Raw genomic sequence first — 13,949 nt, 5'->3', positions numbered from 1 at the left:
GTCAGCCTCCCTGGACCGCGGTGAGGACCTCGACGCGGTCGCCGTCGGCGAGCGTGGTGGCGGACCACTGGCCGCGGGGGACGACGGCCTCGTTCACCGCGGCGGCGACCCCGGAGGGCGCTGTGGTCAGCGCCGCGACCAACGTGTCCAGCGCGGTGCCGGCGGGCACGGTGCGGCCTTCCCCGTTGACGGACACGGAAACGGACTCGGAAACGGACTCGGACACGGGCACGGACTCGGAAGCGGGCACGGAACCGGCCTCGGGCTCGGAACCCGGGACGGCGGCGGGCGCGGGCTGTGTCATACGGGCTGCTCCTGCGGCGCGGGGGCGGTTTCTTCGGGGGAGGAGGCCGGTGAGCTCTCCGGGGAGACGGCGGCGAAGCGGCGCGGCGCGAAGGGGCGGCCCAGCTCGGGCAGCTCGCCGGTGGTCAGCACATGGGCCATCACATCGCCGGTGACAGGGGTCAGCAGCACCCCGTTGCGGTGGTGCCCGGTGGCGAGGTGCAGTCCGGGCAGTGCCGTGGGCCCCAGCAGCGGCGCGTTGTCCGGCGAGGCGGGCCGCAGACCGGCCCGGGTCTCGGTCAGCGGGAGCTCCGTGATGCCGGGCATCAGCTCATGGGCGTCCCGCAGCAGCTCGTACACCCCGCCCGCGGTGACCGTCGTGTCCCAGCCCATCTCCTCCGTGGTCGCGCCGACCACCAGCTCACCGTTGGCACGGGGGACCAGATAGACCTGGCTGCCGCGCACGACCGCCCGCACCGTCCGGCTGAGGAAGGGGGCGTAGGCCGGAGGCACGGTCAGCCGCAGCACCTGGCCCTTGACCGGGCGTACCGGCGGCAGGACCGCCTCGGGAACGCCCTGGAGCCGGCCGCTGAGGCTGCCGCCGGCGAGTACCACCTGGCCGGCCGCGAGCTCGGTGCCGTCCGCCAGGACCGCTCCCGTCGCGCTGCCGCCCGTGACGGAGAGCCGCTGGGCCCAGGCACGGCGGAAGACCACTCCCGCCCGCTCGCACGCGGTGACCAGGGCCGAGGCCAGCCGCCTGGGATCCACCTGGTGGTCGCCGACGACGCGCAGCCCGCCGCGCACGCCGGGGGCGAGCATCGGTTCCAGACGGCGGCACTCGCGGCCGCTCAGCCACTCGGACTCCAGACCGGAACGCTGCTGCAGAGCGTGCAGCTCCCGCAGATGCGCCCGGTCGTCCGAGTCCAGCGCGACGGACAGGGTGCCGCAGGCGCGGAAGCCGGTCTCCTGCCCGCTCGCCTCCTCCAGCTCGGCCACGAACGCCGGATAGCGTGCGGCGGAAGCCACGTTGAGACCGAGCAGCGTCTGCTCGCCGTAGTGGAGTTCGGTGACGGCGGCGAGCATCCCGGCCGCGACCTGGGCGGCGCCGCCGCCCGGCGCGGGATCGGCCAGCGTGGTGCGCAGGCCGTGCTGGGCCGACCGCCAGGCGGTCACCAGCCCGATGATGCCGCCTCCGACGACCAGGACGTCGGAACTGTCTGCGGAGATACGCATGGGCGTCCAGCCCCTCCCTTCGCCGGCATGACCCGGATCAGGTTCGTACGGTCGGAGGCCGGCCAGCCTCCCTCTCAGCCCGGTACGCCCGGACTCCCGCGAGTGCCTTACGGTGGCCAGCCTAGACCCCACCCCTCGCAGCCGGTAAGGGACCGGCACCCGTGGCCCGTTCGGCCGGCGGACCGTCCTCCCGCCGGTCGCCGGCCAGGTCCCACGAGCCCGGCGTGATCCGGACGGGAGGCCCTAGGGTGGACAGGTGAGCGAGCAGACAACACAGGACCCGGCAGCGGGAGAGCGGCCGAGCGGAGTCGTGATCGTGGGCGCCGGCATGGCCGGAGTGCAGACGGCCGTGGCCCTGCGCGAACAGGGCTTCACCGGCCCGGTCACCCTGATCGGGGCCGAACCCCACCAGCCGTACGACAGGCCGCCCCTGTCCAAGGCGGTCCTGCTCGGCAAGGCGGAGGACTCCGCCTTCGACGTCGACTTCGAGGCCCTGGACATCACTCTGCGCCTGGGTCTCGACGTGGCCGGACTGCGTGCCGGGGCGCACGAACTGGACACTCCGGAGGGGCCTGTCGCCTACGACGTCCTGATCCTCGCCACCGGAGCGGAACCCGTCGCACTGCCCGGTTCCGAGGGCGTGCCGGGCGTCCATCTGCTGCGCACCCTCGACGACGCGGCACGGCTGCGGCCCGTCCTGGAGCGGCAGCACGACGTGGTCGTCGTCGGCGCGGGCTGGATCGGCGCCGAGTTCGCCACGGCGGCCCGCGCGGCCGGGTGCGCGGTCACCGTCGTGGAGGCCGCCGGCCGTCCCCTCGCGGGCACGATGCCCGCCGAGGTCGCCGAGCCGATGGCCGCCTGGTACGCCGAGAGCGGAGCCGAACTCCTCACCGGCGCCCGGGTCGCACGCGTCGAACAGGGCGCCGTCCACCTCGCGGACGGCCGGGTGATCCCCGCCGGGGCGGTGGTCGTCGGCATCGGTGCCAGGCCCGCCACCGCGTGGCTCGCGGGCTCGGGCATCGCACTCGGCCCCGACGGCTCGGTCACCGCGGACAGCGCGCTCCGCACGTCGCTGCCCGATGTCTACGCCGTGGGCGACTGCGCCTCCTTCCCGTCCGCCCGCTACGGGGAGCGGCTGCTGGTCCACCACTGGGACAACGCGCTCCAGGGGCCGCGGACGGTCGCCGCCGCCCTCGCGGACGGTGCGGTCAGGACGTACGACCCGGTGCCCTACTTCTGGTCCGAGCAGTTCGGCCGCTTCGTGCAGTACGCCGGCCATCACGCGGGTGCCGACACGCTGCTGTGGCGGGGCGACCCGGGTGACCCGTCCTGGACGGTCTGCTGGCTGCGCCAGGGGGTCCTGGTCGCCGTGCTGGCCGTCAGCAGGCCCCGCGACCTGGCGCAGGGGCGCAAACTCGTCGAGGCGGGGGCGCGGATCGACCCGGAGCGGGCCGCCGACTCCTCCGTCCCGCTGAAATCGACGGTGCTCCAGGGGTAGGCACGGCCTCGTACGCCGGGCCCGGCTACCGACTGTCGGTCCGGGATGGCACGCTTGTCCCTGTGACCGAGATTGACGCAAAGATCGATGCTCTCGTCCCCGCATGGCTCCACCTTCCCGACATCGCGGAAATGCTCGATGTCGAGGTGACGCGCGTACGGCAGCTGGTCAAGGAAGGCCAGCTGATCGCCGTACGACGTGGTGAGAACCGGGCGCTCCAGGTGCCTGCCGCCTTCATCGACGGCAACAAGGTGGTCAAGGGTCTCGCAGGGACCCTGACGCTCCTGAGGGACGACGGCTACAACGACGAAGAGATGCTGGACTGGCTCTTCACCCCCGACCCGACCCTGCCCGGCACGCCCGCGCAGGCCCTGAGCGAGAATCGCGGTACGGAGGTGAAGCGCCGGGCCCAGGCGCTCGCCGTCTGACCGGAGGACCGTGGGCGAGGTGCGGGCCGTGGCACATCACGGCCCGCACTCCGCCGTAACCGGGCCTGCCGGCACGGCGATCCATCGACGTACGGTGAGTTGTCGCCGCCTCAGTGATCCAACGACGTACCGACGGGGGAAATCCTCATGTCCACGCCTCGCGACCAGCTTTCCGGCGCCCGGCTCTATCTGTGCACGGACGCCCGCAAGCGGCAGGGGGACCTCCCCGAGTTCCTCGACGCCGTGCTGGCCGGCGGCGTGGACATCGTGCAGCTGCGGGACAAGGGCATGGAGGCGGCCGAGGAGCTCGAACACCTCGCGGTGTTCGCCGACGCCTGCAAGCGCCACGGAGCGCTCCTCGCGGTGAACGACCGGGCCGATGTCGCCCATGCCATCGGCTCCGACGTGCTGCACCTCGGGCAGGGCGATCTGCCGGTGCCGGCCGCCCGCGCCGTCATCGGCGACGACGTGGTGATCGGCCGCTCCACCCACGCCGAGGCCGAGGTCGACGCCGCTGTCGCCGAGGCCGGCGTCGACTACTTCTGCACGGGCCCCTGCTGGCCCACCCCGACCAAGCCCGGCCGGCACGCCCCGGGCCTCGGCCTGGTGCGCCACGCCGCCTCGCTCGGCACGACGCGGCCGTGGTTCGCCATCGGCGGGATCGACGCCGGCAATCTGGACGAGGTGCTGGACGCCGGCGCCCGTCGCGTCGTCGTCGTGCGGGCGATCACCGAGGCGGCGGACCCGGCCGAGGCGGCAGCATCGCTCGCGCGGCGCATCCGGGCACACGCCATCTGAACCGGACGGCCCCGCACCCCGTCGGAGCGGCTGTCCGAAGGGTGGACAAAACCCACCTCATTCCGGGCAATTCGCTCGCTCTGGTTGGGGTACCGCCAGGCCCTGGTTAACCTCCCAGTATGGCCCTTGGTACACCTTCCACCCGGACAGATCACGCGCGCACCGTGCGTGAGCTGCTCGCGACCGGCGAGACGTCGTTCTCGTTCGAGTTCTGGGCGCCCAAGACAGAGAAGGGCGAACGGAACCTCTGGAACGCCCTGCGCCGGGTCGAGGCGGTGGGACCGAGCTTTGTCTCCGTGACGTACGGGGCCGGCGGTTCGACCCGCGCCGGGACGGTCCGGGCGACCCAGCAGATCGCCGCGGACTCCACGCTCACGCCCGTCGCACACCTCACCGCCGTCGACCACTCCGTGGCCGAGCTGCGCAACATGGTCGGGCAGTACGCCGACGCAGGTATCCGCAACATCCTCGCGGTGCGCGGAGACCCGCCCGGCGACCCGATGGGCGAGTGGATCGAGCACCCGCAAGGCGTGCGGTACGCGGCGGATCTCGTCCGGCTGATCAAGGAAGCCGGTGATTTCTGCGTCGGCGTCGCGGCCTTTCCCGAGATGCACCCGCGATCCGCCGACTGGGACACCGACATCGGTCACTTCGTGGACAAGTGCCGCGCCGGTGCCGACTACGCGATCACCCAGATGTTCTTCCACCCGGAGAGCTATCTGCAGATGCGTGACCGCGTGGTCGCCGCGGGTTGCGACACCCCGGTCATCCCCGAGGTGATGCCGCTCACCAGTGTCAAACAACTGGAGAGATTCGCGCAGCTCAGCAACGCGTCCCTGCCTTCCTCGCTGAAAGAGCGCATCCTCGCCGCGAAGGACGACCCGGCGGCTGTACGCTCCATTGGCATCGAGTTCGCCACGGAGTTCTGCGCGAAGCTGCTCTCCGAGGGTGTCCCGGGGCTGCACTTCATCACGCTCAACAACTCGACGGCGACACTCGAGATCTACGAGAATCTCGGACTGCACAAGCAGTCCTGACCGGCCGTACCCGCCACCAACCGGGGCGGTGGCCGTAGGAGGGGGCGGGCGTGGGCTGGACGGTCCTCTACATCGCATTCGGCATAGTGGCGTTGTGGCTGCTGGGCGAGGTGCTCCTGCAGTACAAGGCACGCCTGCGCTGGCGGCTGCTCGCCTTCGGCGGCTTCCTGGGTGTGGTCCTCGGTGTCCTGATCCCCTCGGTGCCGGTGATCGCCCTCGGGGCGATCGCCTTCGCGACGGGCCAGACGTATGTGACGCTCTCCTTCAGGCGCGGCTTCTCGACGGGATGGGCCATCGGCGGCAGCCCGGGTGAGAGCCGCCGCCGGCGCGGAGCAGGCGGCCCGGGGGCCCAGAAGCCCACGCTCGAGGTCTCCGGCCTGGAGTACGAGGGAGACCAGCAGACGGAGGCAGCCCACGCCGCGGTCTACGCGCCGGAGCCGCTGCCGGACGACACCGGGCAGTACGGCATCTACACCGACCCCGCCCCCGCGGGCCGCGAGGGCCAGGACCAGCACGGCGAACCGCAGCCCCAGTACGCCGGCTACGACCCGTACAACGGCTACGGCCAGCCGGCCGGCCAGGATCTCTACGGCGGGCAGAGCGGCTACGGGGGCCAGGACACCCACCAGGACCAGGGCACCTACGCGGGCCAGTACGACTACGGGACGGACCAGGCCGGCCACGCCGCCTACTCCGACCCCTACATCGGCACGGGCACCACCACGGACACCGGGCAGTACGCGGCGTACGACAGCTACGGCAGCGGCTACGACCCCTCCTACGGCGCCGGGCAGCAGCCCGCGGAGCCGTACGCCGGGCAGTACACCGACACCCCGCCGGGCGGCGTCTGGGTCCCGCAGCAGCGCGAGAGCGACCAGTACCACCCCCCGCTGCCGCCGGAGGCACCCGTCCAGCCCGCTCCGTACGGCAACGGATACGACCCCGGCCAGAACGAGCAGTACCGCTACTGACCCGCGGACCGGCCGCCGGCACGCGGCGGCCGGCCCCGGTGTGCCGGCCGCGGGCTCACTGCGAGCCGCGGAAGCCGTCACCCTCCACGACGAGTCCGGCCACCAGGGCGCCCGACATCCCGGCGTGGGCCGGCCCGCCGCCCGGATGCGACCAGCCGCCCGCCAGATACAGGCCCGGCAGCGGGGTGCGGTTCCCGGAGTGCAGATACGCGCCGCCCGCCCCGGCCAGGGCCGGAGCCGGCACCGAACCGCCCTCGGCTCCCGTGTCGGCCGCCGTCTCGGCGGGCGTGCGCACCTCGGCGTGGATCATCCGCTCGCGGAGACCCGGAACGGCCTCGGCGGCCCGGCCGATCACCGCGTCCGCGAACCGCCGGCGCAGCGCGGCGTCCGTCCAGTCGACCGGACCGTGCGGCGCCACCGTCACCATCAGGGTCACCGCCTCGTGCTCCTCGTCGGGACGGGTGGCCGGGTCGTCCGGGCGCAGCACCGTCACCGTGGGCCGCTCCGCCGTCCGGCCGCCGAAGACCGCCTCCTGCTCCGCGCCCGGGTCCGCGGCGTGCACCACGGTCCGGTGCACGGCGCCGGGCTCCCGGGCGCCGCGCAGCGACAGCAGGACGACGAAGCGTCCCGGTGCCGGAGCCCCGTGCTCCCTGGTGGGCCACCCCTCCCTGACCGGCAGGAGACCGGGCGCCGGCTGCGCGCCGAGAACCACATGATCGGCGTCCACGCCTGTGCCGTCCGCCAGCTCGACCCCTGCCACCCGCCCGTCCTTCTCGGACACACGGACCGCCTCGGCGCCGAAGACGAACTCCACCCTGCGGGCCAGGCACCGCTCGTACACCGCGTCGGCCAGCGCGCGCATGCCCCCGGCGACGTACCAGGTGCCGAACGTCTCCTCCATGTACGGCAGGAGGGCCGCGGCGGCCGGGGCGCGGCGGGGGTCGAGCCCGTACGACAGGGCGTAACCGTCGAGCAGGGCCGCCAGGCGGGGGTCCGCCAGCTCCCAGGCCCCCACCTCCGCCACCGTCCCCGCCTCCCGGGCGGCGCGCAACAGCCTGCGCCGGCGCACCGCTGGGTAGGGGTCGCGGCCCAGTGGTCGAGGGTCCTCGGGCAGCGGCTCCTCCAGCAGCGGCCTGCGCGACCGGTCCCAGGCGGTCCCGGCCCGGCCGAGGAAGTCCCCCCAGCGGGCCCCGGCCCCCTCACCGAGTGCACGGTCCAGCGCGCCGACCACTCCCGCCCGCGAGGCGTTGGGCAGGGACACCGTCGTGCCGTCCGCGAAGAGGTGGCGGCTCGCCGGGTCGACCTGGGTGAGCGTGACGCACTGCTCCAGGCTCTCCTTGCCGGTCTTCACGAACAGGTCGCGGTAGACCGCGGGGAGATGCAGCAGCCCGGGGCCGGTGTCGAAGGCGAAACCGTCACGCGTGTACCGGCCGAGCGAGCCGCCGTAGGTCTCCGACCGCTCGTACACCGTCACCCGGTGGCCTGCCACGGAGAGCCGGGCAGCCGCCGCCATCGCGCCGGTCCCGGCGCCGATCACCGCAATTCGTGCCATGTCAGTGACCCTAAGGGGTGCCACCGACAGCTCATTCGTGAGGCCGGTGCCTGCCCGCCCCGGCCAGACGTCTCTCCTCGCGGCGCTGGGGCCTACGGCGCAGGAACCGGAGGATCCGGGGTGTTGACCGCCATCCTGGTGCCGGCCTTCACCAGGTGGCTCATCAGCGCGGTGGAGCCGCCCACGGCTCCCGCCGCGAGCTCCGGCAGCGAGCCGCTCTCGCCTGCCAGCAGCGCGGCGACGACAGCGCCCGCCACGGGCCGGATCACCGTGTGCGCCGTGTCCCAGGCCGAGTCCACGTACGGGATCTTGTCGGCCACCGCCTCGCACAGGAACAGCACACCGGCGGTCACGAGCACATCGGTGCGCTGCAGGGACTCGGGCACCTCGTCCGTGAGACCGGTCGCGCCGAAGATGCCGAAGAGGAGGACCACCGCGTAGGCGTTGATCCCGCTCGCCCAGCCACTCGTGAACACCAGGGGGAGTACGGCCACGGACGCGATCGTAACCAGTCGGGGGAGGCCCGGGTGGGCCTTGTGGCACAGGCCTGAGTACCTCTACCCAGTGCGGGAGATGAGTAGGGATGCGGATGGGCTCCCGCCTGCGCGGACGGAAGAGTGGAGACCACGGAAGGGGCGTGGCGCCAGGACCGCCGGCACGGGGCGGCGGAACGGCGCGGCACCCCGGACGTAACGGGGGTGCACGACGCGGAGCTCCGGGACCACGGGGGACAGCACGGGGGTCACGGGGGAGGGCTTCGCGGCGGAACGGGACGCCGGTCCGGCGGAATTCGGGGGGATCGAATTCCACCGGACCGGCGTTTCCCGTGCGCGGGCCGCCTCAGCGCCCGCTGACCCGGCCGTGCAGCAGCAGCGACAACGCGGAGTGCACGTCGTCGATCGTCCGCTCGGGCTGGAACGCCTGCCAGTCGAGAGCCGCCACCAGGACCATCCCGACCAGTGCGGCGGCCGTCAGCTGGATGTCGATCTCCTCGCTGAGCTCGCCGCCCGCGACGCCTTCGCGGAGCACCTCCTCGACGACGGCCACGGCCTCCTGGCGCACCACCAGGAGGGTCGACTGCCAGGCACGGTTGGTGCGCCAGAGCTCGGCGACGTACAGCTGGGTGAAGGCCGGGTAGCGGTCCATGAAGACCAGACCGGCCCTGATCATCGCGTCCAGCGCCTCCACACGGGTGCCGCCCTCCGCCTCCGTCGAGTCGGCGGCCGAACGCAGCGACTGGGTGAGCAGGCCGACGCCGTGCCGCAGCAGCTCCTCGAACAGCTCGGTCTTGCTCTTGAAGTTGTAGTAGACCGTGCCCTTGGCCACCCCGGCGCGTTCGGCGATCTCGTCGACCGTCGTCGCGGAGAACCCTTTTTCCGCGATGAGGGTCACCGCCGCCTCGTAGAGCTTCTGCCGGGTGACCTGTCGGCGCGTGGTGCCACTGCTGTCCATGCCCTTGATTCTCACAGGTCCCGGCACGGTCACAGACTCAGCTCGGGGTGCAGCCGGTCCAGGGTCCACACCTGCTTGCGGCGGGCGGACAGGGCGGTCAGCGCCAGAGCACCCGCGGTGAAGGCCAGCAGCACGGCGCAGCCCTGCCAGACCGGGCCGAGCCCGCCGCCCGTGATCAGCCGGCGCAGCCCGTCCACGACGTAGGTCATCGGCAGGTAGGGGTGGATCGCCCCGAAGAACCCAGGACTGGTCTGGACGGGATAGGTGCCCCCGGCCGAGGTCAGCTGCAGCATCAGCACCGCCAGGACGAGAATCCGGCCCGCCGCGCCGAAGCGGGCGTTGAGCCACTGCACGATCGCTGCGAAGCAGCAGGTCACCAGGGCCAGGAAGCCGATCGTCCCGGCGGCGTGCGTCATCCGCAGGCCGAGCTGCCAGTGCAGCACCGACATCAGGGCGGCGACCTGGAGCAGGCCGGTCGCGGCGACGGGCAGCCAGCCCGCGAAGGCGATCCGCCAGGCCGGCGCCCCGGCCGCGAGCGCCCGCCGGTTGAGCGGCTGGATCAGCATGTACGCCACCATCGCACCCACCCACAGCGAGAGCGGGATGAAGTACGGGGCGAAGCCGGTGCCGTAGTTGGGCGCCGCGTGCAGCGAGGACGAGGCCAGCCGCACGGGGTCGGCCATGACACCGGTACGGGCGTCACGGTCCTTCTTGTCGTAGTCGGGGATCTTGCCGACCCCGTCGTTCAGCCCCTGGGCGAGCGTCGAGGAGCCGTCGCCCAGCCGGTACAGCCCGCTGTCCAGGGTCGTCGCGCCCGCCTTGAGCTTCTTGACGCCGGCGTCCAGGTCCCCTGCGCCCTTCCTGGCGGTCCCGAGGCCCGTGTGGAGCGTGTCGGCACCCTTGGCGACCTTGTGCGCTCCCGTGTTGAGCGCGTTGATCTTCTTCACGGCGGACTCCAGGTCCGCGTCCAGGTTCGGCGAGCGCTTCGCCAGGGCGTCGGCCTGCTTCTCCAGGGTGGTCAGCTGGGTCCGCAGCTTCGCCAGGTCGCCCTTCTGGTTCTCGACCAGGGCGTTCACATCGTCGGACACCTTCGCGACGTCCTCTGCCGCGGTCTTGGCGCGCTTCAGCTGCGGGCAGACCCCGGGGTCGGGCAGCGGCTGGTCCTCGCAGCGGTCGCGGTAGACCTCGGCCAGGTCGTCGGAGGCCGTGTGGGCGGCGGCCGAGGCGGTGGGCGCCGCTTCGGCCAGCAGGTCCAGGTTGTCGCGTACGGCCTTCGAGGAGTCGGCGACCAGCCGGGCGGTGTCCCCGATGGCCTTTCCGTTGTCCTTCAGGAACGGGCGTACGTCCTCGGCGACCGCGTTGACCTTGTCGGCGAGCAGCTGCGTGCCGCCGGCGACCTGCCGGGACCCCGTCTCGAGGTCGCCGGCGCCCTTGTCCAGCTTGGTGACGCCGGTGGAGAGCGTGCCGCTGCCCGACTTGGCGTCCTTGAGGCCGTCCGCGAGGTCCTTGGAGCCCTTCTTCGCCTTCGTGAGGCCGCTCTCGAGGTCGTCCGCCCCCTTGGCCGCCTTCGCGGTCGCGTCGTGCAGACCCGAGAAGTTGATGAAGATCCGGTCCAGGAAGCCGCGTGAGGCCTTGGCCGAGGCGGCGCTGCGGACCTCGGCGAAGACCGTCCTGGAGATCTGCCCGACGATGTAGTTGTTGGCGTCGTTCGTGCGCACCCGCAGGGCGCCGGTGCCGGGGGAGTCCCCGGAGCTCGACGCGATCCGCTCGCTGAGGTCCGACGGCATGGTCAGCGAGAGGTAGTACGTCCCGTCCTCGACGCCCTTCTCCGCCTCGGCTGAGCCGACCCGGTGCCAGTCGAAGACCTTCGAGTCGAGCAGCTTGCCGGTGATCTCGTCACCGGCCGCGAGGTGTTCGCCGCCGGTGTCCGCCCCCTTGTCCTCGTTGACGAGCGCGACGGGGATGCGGTCGAGGCGCCCGTACGGGTCCCAGAACGACCAGAGGTAGAGCGCTCCGTACAGCAGGGGCAGCAGGAGGAGCGCCACGAGTGCGGCGCGCGGCATCCGGCCCCTCCCGAACCGCCGCAGCTCAAGCGCGGCCAGTCTCGGCGATCGCATCGGCCGTGTCCTTCCCGGTCGTCGTGTCGTCGGGTATGTCCGCTCCGGCCTCCGGGCGGGTGCGCACGGTGAGCGCGTCCTCCGGGGACTCGCTGCACACGGCCAGCACCGTGGTCCCGCCGGCCGCGAGGGTGCGGAGCAGCTCCCAGGCCAGGGCGCGGTCCGTGGCGGAGAGTTTGAGGTCCGTGTCGTCGACGGCGAGGAGCCGCGGACGGCTCATCAGGGCGAGGGCCACGGACAGGCGCAGGGCCTCCAGACGCTCCAGGTCGCGTACGGAGGTCCGTTCGGCCTTGGGCAGCACCGCGAGATCGAGCCCCGCGGCCTCCAGCGCGGTGTCGATCGACGCCCGGGCCGTGGCGGCGCGTTCGGCGCGGGGCCGCAGCAGGGCACGCGGCGAACCGCCGAAGCGGCGCCGCAGCAGGGCCCGTTCCCGCAGGTGCTCGGCCACGGTGAGGGAGGGGTCCAGGTCGCTGACCCCGGGGACCGGGCCGAGGGCACTGAAGCGGCGCACGGCGGCGAGCCGTCCGGGCAGGCGTTCACCCCCGACCTCGGCGTGCCCCTGAGTGGAACGCATCCGGCCGGTGAGCGCCAGCAGCAGACACGTACGGCCGGAGCCGGAGGGCCCTTCCACCGCGACGAGCGATCCGGGACCGGCGGTGAACTGCACCCCCCGGAAGGCCCAGCCGCGCGGACCCTTCAGCCCGAAGTCCTCGGCGCTCAGAGACGCCCCGTGCGGGCTGTCCACGACCCCACCCCCATTTTTGCACTGACTGGTCAGTGCAAAAACTAGCCCGAACTCGTGCGCGAAGCAAAGTGCCTGGCCAGAGGCGCGATCTGAGGGATTGTCAGTGGGGGCCGTCACGATGGATACATACGGCCACGGAGCCGTCACACGACGACAGGAGGTTCGTCATGGCCAGCTCGTCCGCAGCCGCCGCCCCGCGGCGCCGCGCAGGCAGCCCTGCCCCCTCACTGACCGGTCCGGCAACCGACGTCCACCCCGTTCTGCGCCGCACCACGGCGCCGCCCGCCGCTCTCGATCTGCTCGCCCAGGCCCACGCCGGCCTGGACGAGGCCGCCGTACTCGACGTGCCCAACGAGCGGTACGCCACCGCCCACCTCGCCGCGCTGCGCACCGCGGCCGCCGTGCTCGCCGCTCGCGGGCGGCCCGAGACCGGCAGGCGCCGCAGGGAGCGGATCCGCAGCGCCTGGGAGGTCCTCCCGGACATCGCGCCGGAACTCACCGAATGGAGTGCGCTGTTCGCCTCCGGAGCCCCGCGCAGGGCCCGGGCGGAAGCGGGCATACCGGGCGCGGCCACCAGCCGCGACGCCGACGATCTGCTGCGTGACGCGGCCATGTTCCTTCGCCTGGTCGAGCGGATGCTGGTCCTCCAGCCCGTCCTGCCGCAGCCCCGGAGGGACGGCTCCGGTCTGCGGCCCGACGCGGGATGACCACTCCGGCGGTGCGAGGCAATAGGGTGGACAGCACCCGTACCACCTGCACTGTTCACGCTCCGCCGTCCGTGGCGGCACCGTGCCGAGGAGTCAACTGCCGTGTCGGACCAGCTGCGCCCCCGCGCCTCCCTCCGTACCGCCGTGGTCTGGGAGGTCCTCAAGGAGGCTCTCGAGCGCCGGGTCAAGGCGACCGGCAGGGAAGCCCTGGACGTGCTGGACACCGGCGGCGGGACCGGCAACTTCGCCGTGCCCGTCGCCCGGCTCGGCCACCGCGTCACCGTCGTCGACCCCAGCCCGAACGCCCTGTTCGCGCTGGAGCGCCGGGCCGACGAGGCCGGTGTCGCCGACCGCGTCCGAGGCGTCCAGGGCGACATCCTCGGCCTCTTCGAGGTGGTGGACCGTGCCGGTTACGACGCGGTCCTCTGCCACGGCGTCCTGGAGTACGTGGACGACCCCGCCGAGGGCGTGCGCAACGCGGTCGACGCGCTCCGCCCGTCCGGTGCCCTCAGCCTGCTCGGCGCCGGCCTCGGCGGTGCCGTCCTGGCCCGGGCGCTCGCGGGCCACTTCGCCGAGGCCCGGCAGGCGCTGACGGACCCCGCCGGGCGCTGGGGCGACGGCGACCCCGTGCCCCGCAGGTTCACCGCCGACCAGCTGACCGGACTGGTCGCCGCCGCGGGCGTCGAGGTCGGCGCGGTCCACGGTGTCCGGGTCTTCGGCGACCTCGTGCCGGGCGTCCTCGTGGACACCGAACCGGGCGCGATGGAGGAGCTCCTCAAGCTGGAAGCGGCCGTCGCGGAAGTGCCGGCCTTCCACTCGGTGGCGACCCAGCTGCACGTTCTGGGAGAGAAGCGCGCCCAGCCGCGACGGTGACCCTGCCGGAGTACGGCCGCGAAAGCGGCGGGAGCACGGCTGATCAGCAACGCAGCTGCAGACGGAGTACTGCCGGGAACACCCGATCGGGCCGCGAGCCCCGTATGATCGGGTGACACCATCCGGCATGACGGATCGGAGGTCGGGGAATCTACGCCTCAGCAGCCGAGCCGAAATGGCGGTCCGGACTGGCTATGGCTAGAGGGCGGGTTTCACGGGGGCGAATCCCTGCCTATCCTGGAAGGGCCGCATACCG

At 72.8% G+C, this 13,949-nt stretch carries 13 protein-coding genes, 1 pseudogene and 1 riboswitch; of the genes and pseudogenes, 7 read left to right on the top strand and 7 right to left on the bottom strand.

Going from position 1 to position 13,949, the window contains the following annotated elements:
* Window position 1 precedes the first annotated feature (1 nt).
* A complete protein-coding gene (gene thiS, locus ACIBCU_RS01725) occupies window positions 2-304 on the bottom strand; it encodes a sulfur carrier protein ThiS (RefSeq protein WP_399228508.1) in 303 nt (100 codons plus the stop codon).
* Window positions 301-1,515: a glycine oxidase ThiO gene (thiO, locus tag ACIBCU_RS01720; protein ID WP_399228506.1), complete on the bottom strand. Its 1,215-nt coding sequence runs from the start codon at window positions 1,513-1,515 to the stop codon at window positions 301-303. The genes thiS and thiO overlap by 4 nt, the downstream gene beginning before the upstream one ends.
* A riboswitch (TPP riboswitch) is annotated at window positions 1,513-1,625 on the bottom strand. (Overlaps the previous gene by 3 nt.)
* Window positions 1,626-1,771: 146 nt before the next feature.
* On the opposite strand from thiO, the gene ACIBCU_RS01715 reads away from it, so the two are divergent.
* From ACIBCU_RS01715 to ACIBCU_RS01695, 5 genes are all read left to right on the top strand, one after another.
* Window positions 1,772-3,013, top strand: coding sequence for an NAD(P)/FAD-dependent oxidoreductase (locus ACIBCU_RS01715; protein ID WP_399228504.1), 1,242 nt, complete (start codon window positions 1,772-1,774; stop codon window positions 3,011-3,013).
* 62 nt (window positions 3,014-3,075) lie between these two features.
* A complete protein-coding gene (locus ACIBCU_RS01710) occupies window positions 3,076-3,441 on the top strand; it encodes an Rv2175c family DNA-binding protein (protein ID WP_104789789.1) in 366 nt (121 codons plus the stop codon).
* Between the two features lie 147 nt (window positions 3,442-3,588).
* Window positions 3,589-4,239: a thiamine phosphate synthase gene (thiE, locus tag ACIBCU_RS01705; protein ID WP_399228501.1), complete on the top strand. Its 651-nt coding sequence runs from the start codon at window positions 3,589-3,591 to the stop codon at window positions 4,237-4,239.
* A gap of 119 nt (window positions 4,240-4,358) precedes the next feature.
* Complete coding sequence (gene metF, locus ACIBCU_RS01700; RefSeq protein WP_362930482.1) at window positions 4,359-5,276, top strand: methylenetetrahydrofolate reductase [NAD(P)H]; 918 nt, start codon at window positions 4,359-4,361, stop codon at window positions 5,274-5,276.
* Between the two features lie 50 nt (window positions 5,277-5,326).
* Entirely contained in the window at window positions 5,327-6,247 is a 921-nt protein-coding gene (locus ACIBCU_RS01695; RefSeq protein ID WP_362930480.1) for a hypothetical protein, read from the top strand.
* A gap of 55 nt (window positions 6,248-6,302) precedes the next feature.
* On the opposite strand, the gene ACIBCU_RS01690 is transcribed toward ACIBCU_RS01695, so the two are convergent.
* From ACIBCU_RS01690 to ACIBCU_RS01670, 5 genes and pseudogenes are all read right to left on the bottom strand, one after another.
* Window positions 6,303-7,799, bottom strand: a complete 1,497-nt coding sequence (locus ACIBCU_RS01690; RefSeq protein ID WP_399228498.1) for a phytoene desaturase family protein — start codon at window positions 7,797-7,799, stop codon at window positions 6,303-6,305.
* Between the two features lie 110 nt (window positions 7,800-7,909).
* Window positions 7,910-8,293: pseudogene (locus ACIBCU_RS01685) on the bottom strand (DUF4126 domain-containing protein); the annotation flags it as partial.
* A gap of 346 nt (window positions 8,294-8,639) precedes the next feature.
* The gene (locus ACIBCU_RS01680; protein ID WP_362930476.1) at window positions 8,640-9,251 is read right to left on the bottom strand and encodes a TetR/AcrR family transcriptional regulator; all 612 of its coding nucleotides are present in this window, start codon (window positions 9,249-9,251) and stop codon (window positions 8,640-8,642) included.
* Between the two features lie 29 nt (window positions 9,252-9,280).
* Window positions 9,281-11,368 carry a YhgE/Pip domain-containing protein gene (locus tag ACIBCU_RS01675; RefSeq protein ID WP_362930474.1) on the bottom strand — a complete coding sequence of 696 codons (2,088 nt, stop codon included), beginning with the start codon at window positions 11,366-11,368 and terminating at the stop codon, window positions 9,281-9,283.
* Window positions 11,340-12,113, bottom strand: a complete 774-nt coding sequence (locus ACIBCU_RS01670) for an ATP-binding cassette domain-containing protein (protein WP_399228496.1) — start codon at window positions 12,111-12,113, stop codon at window positions 11,340-11,342. Before ACIBCU_RS01670 ends, ACIBCU_RS01675 begins: the two co-directional genes overlap by 29 nt.
* Before the next feature lie 167 nt (window positions 12,114-12,280).
* Here ACIBCU_RS01670 and ACIBCU_RS01665 point away from each other — a divergent pair, with 167 nt between their 5' ends.
* Complete coding sequence (locus ACIBCU_RS01665; RefSeq protein ID WP_362930470.1) at window positions 12,281-12,820, top strand: SAV_6107 family HEPN domain-containing protein; 540 nt, start codon at window positions 12,281-12,283, stop codon at window positions 12,818-12,820.
* A gap of 102 nt (window positions 12,821-12,922) precedes the next feature.
* Window positions 12,923-13,693: a class I SAM-dependent methyltransferase gene (locus ACIBCU_RS01660; RefSeq protein WP_399228493.1), complete on the top strand. Its 771-nt coding sequence runs from the start codon at window positions 12,923-12,925 to the stop codon at window positions 13,691-13,693.
* Window positions 13,694-13,949: the final 256 nt, after the last annotated feature.

Source organism: Streptomyces sp. NPDC051064, assembly GCF_044455985.1.
Classification (GTDB): Bacteria; Actinomycetota; Actinomycetes; order Streptomycetales; family Streptomycetaceae; genus Streptomyces.
The sequence above is the reverse complement of the archived record's forward strand: the minus strand, read 5'-3'. Positions and strand labels throughout refer to the sequence as shown.

Coding starts and splice junctions, on each gene's coding strand:
- thiS (WP_399228508.1), bottom strand. CDS start 304: ATGACACAGCCCGCGCCCGCCGCCGTCCCGGGTTCCGAGCCCGAGGCC.
- thiO (WP_399228506.1), bottom strand. CDS start 1,515: ATGCGTATCTCCGCAGACAGTTCCGACGTCCTGGTCGTCGGAGGCGGC.
- thiE (WP_399228501.1), top strand. CDS start 3,589: ATGTCCACGCCTCGCGACCAGCTTTCCGGCGCCCGGCTCTATCTGTGC.
- metF (WP_362930482.1), top strand. CDS start 4,359: ATGGCCCTTGGTACACCTTCCACCCGGACAGATCACGCGCGCACCGTG.
- ACIBCU_RS01690 (WP_399228498.1), bottom strand. CDS start 7,799: ATGGCACGAATTGCGGTGATCGGCGCCGGGACCGGCGCGATGGCGGCG.
- ACIBCU_RS01680 (WP_362930476.1), bottom strand. CDS start 9,251: ATGGACAGCAGTGGCACCACGCGCCGACAGGTCACCCGGCAGAAGCTC.
- ACIBCU_RS01675 (WP_362930474.1), bottom strand. CDS start 11,368: ATGCGATCGCCGAGACTGGCCGCGCTTGAGCTGCGGCGGTTCGGGAGG.
- ACIBCU_RS01665 (WP_362930470.1), top strand. CDS start 12,281: ATGGCCAGCTCGTCCGCAGCCGCCGCCCCGCGGCGCCGCGCAGGCAGC.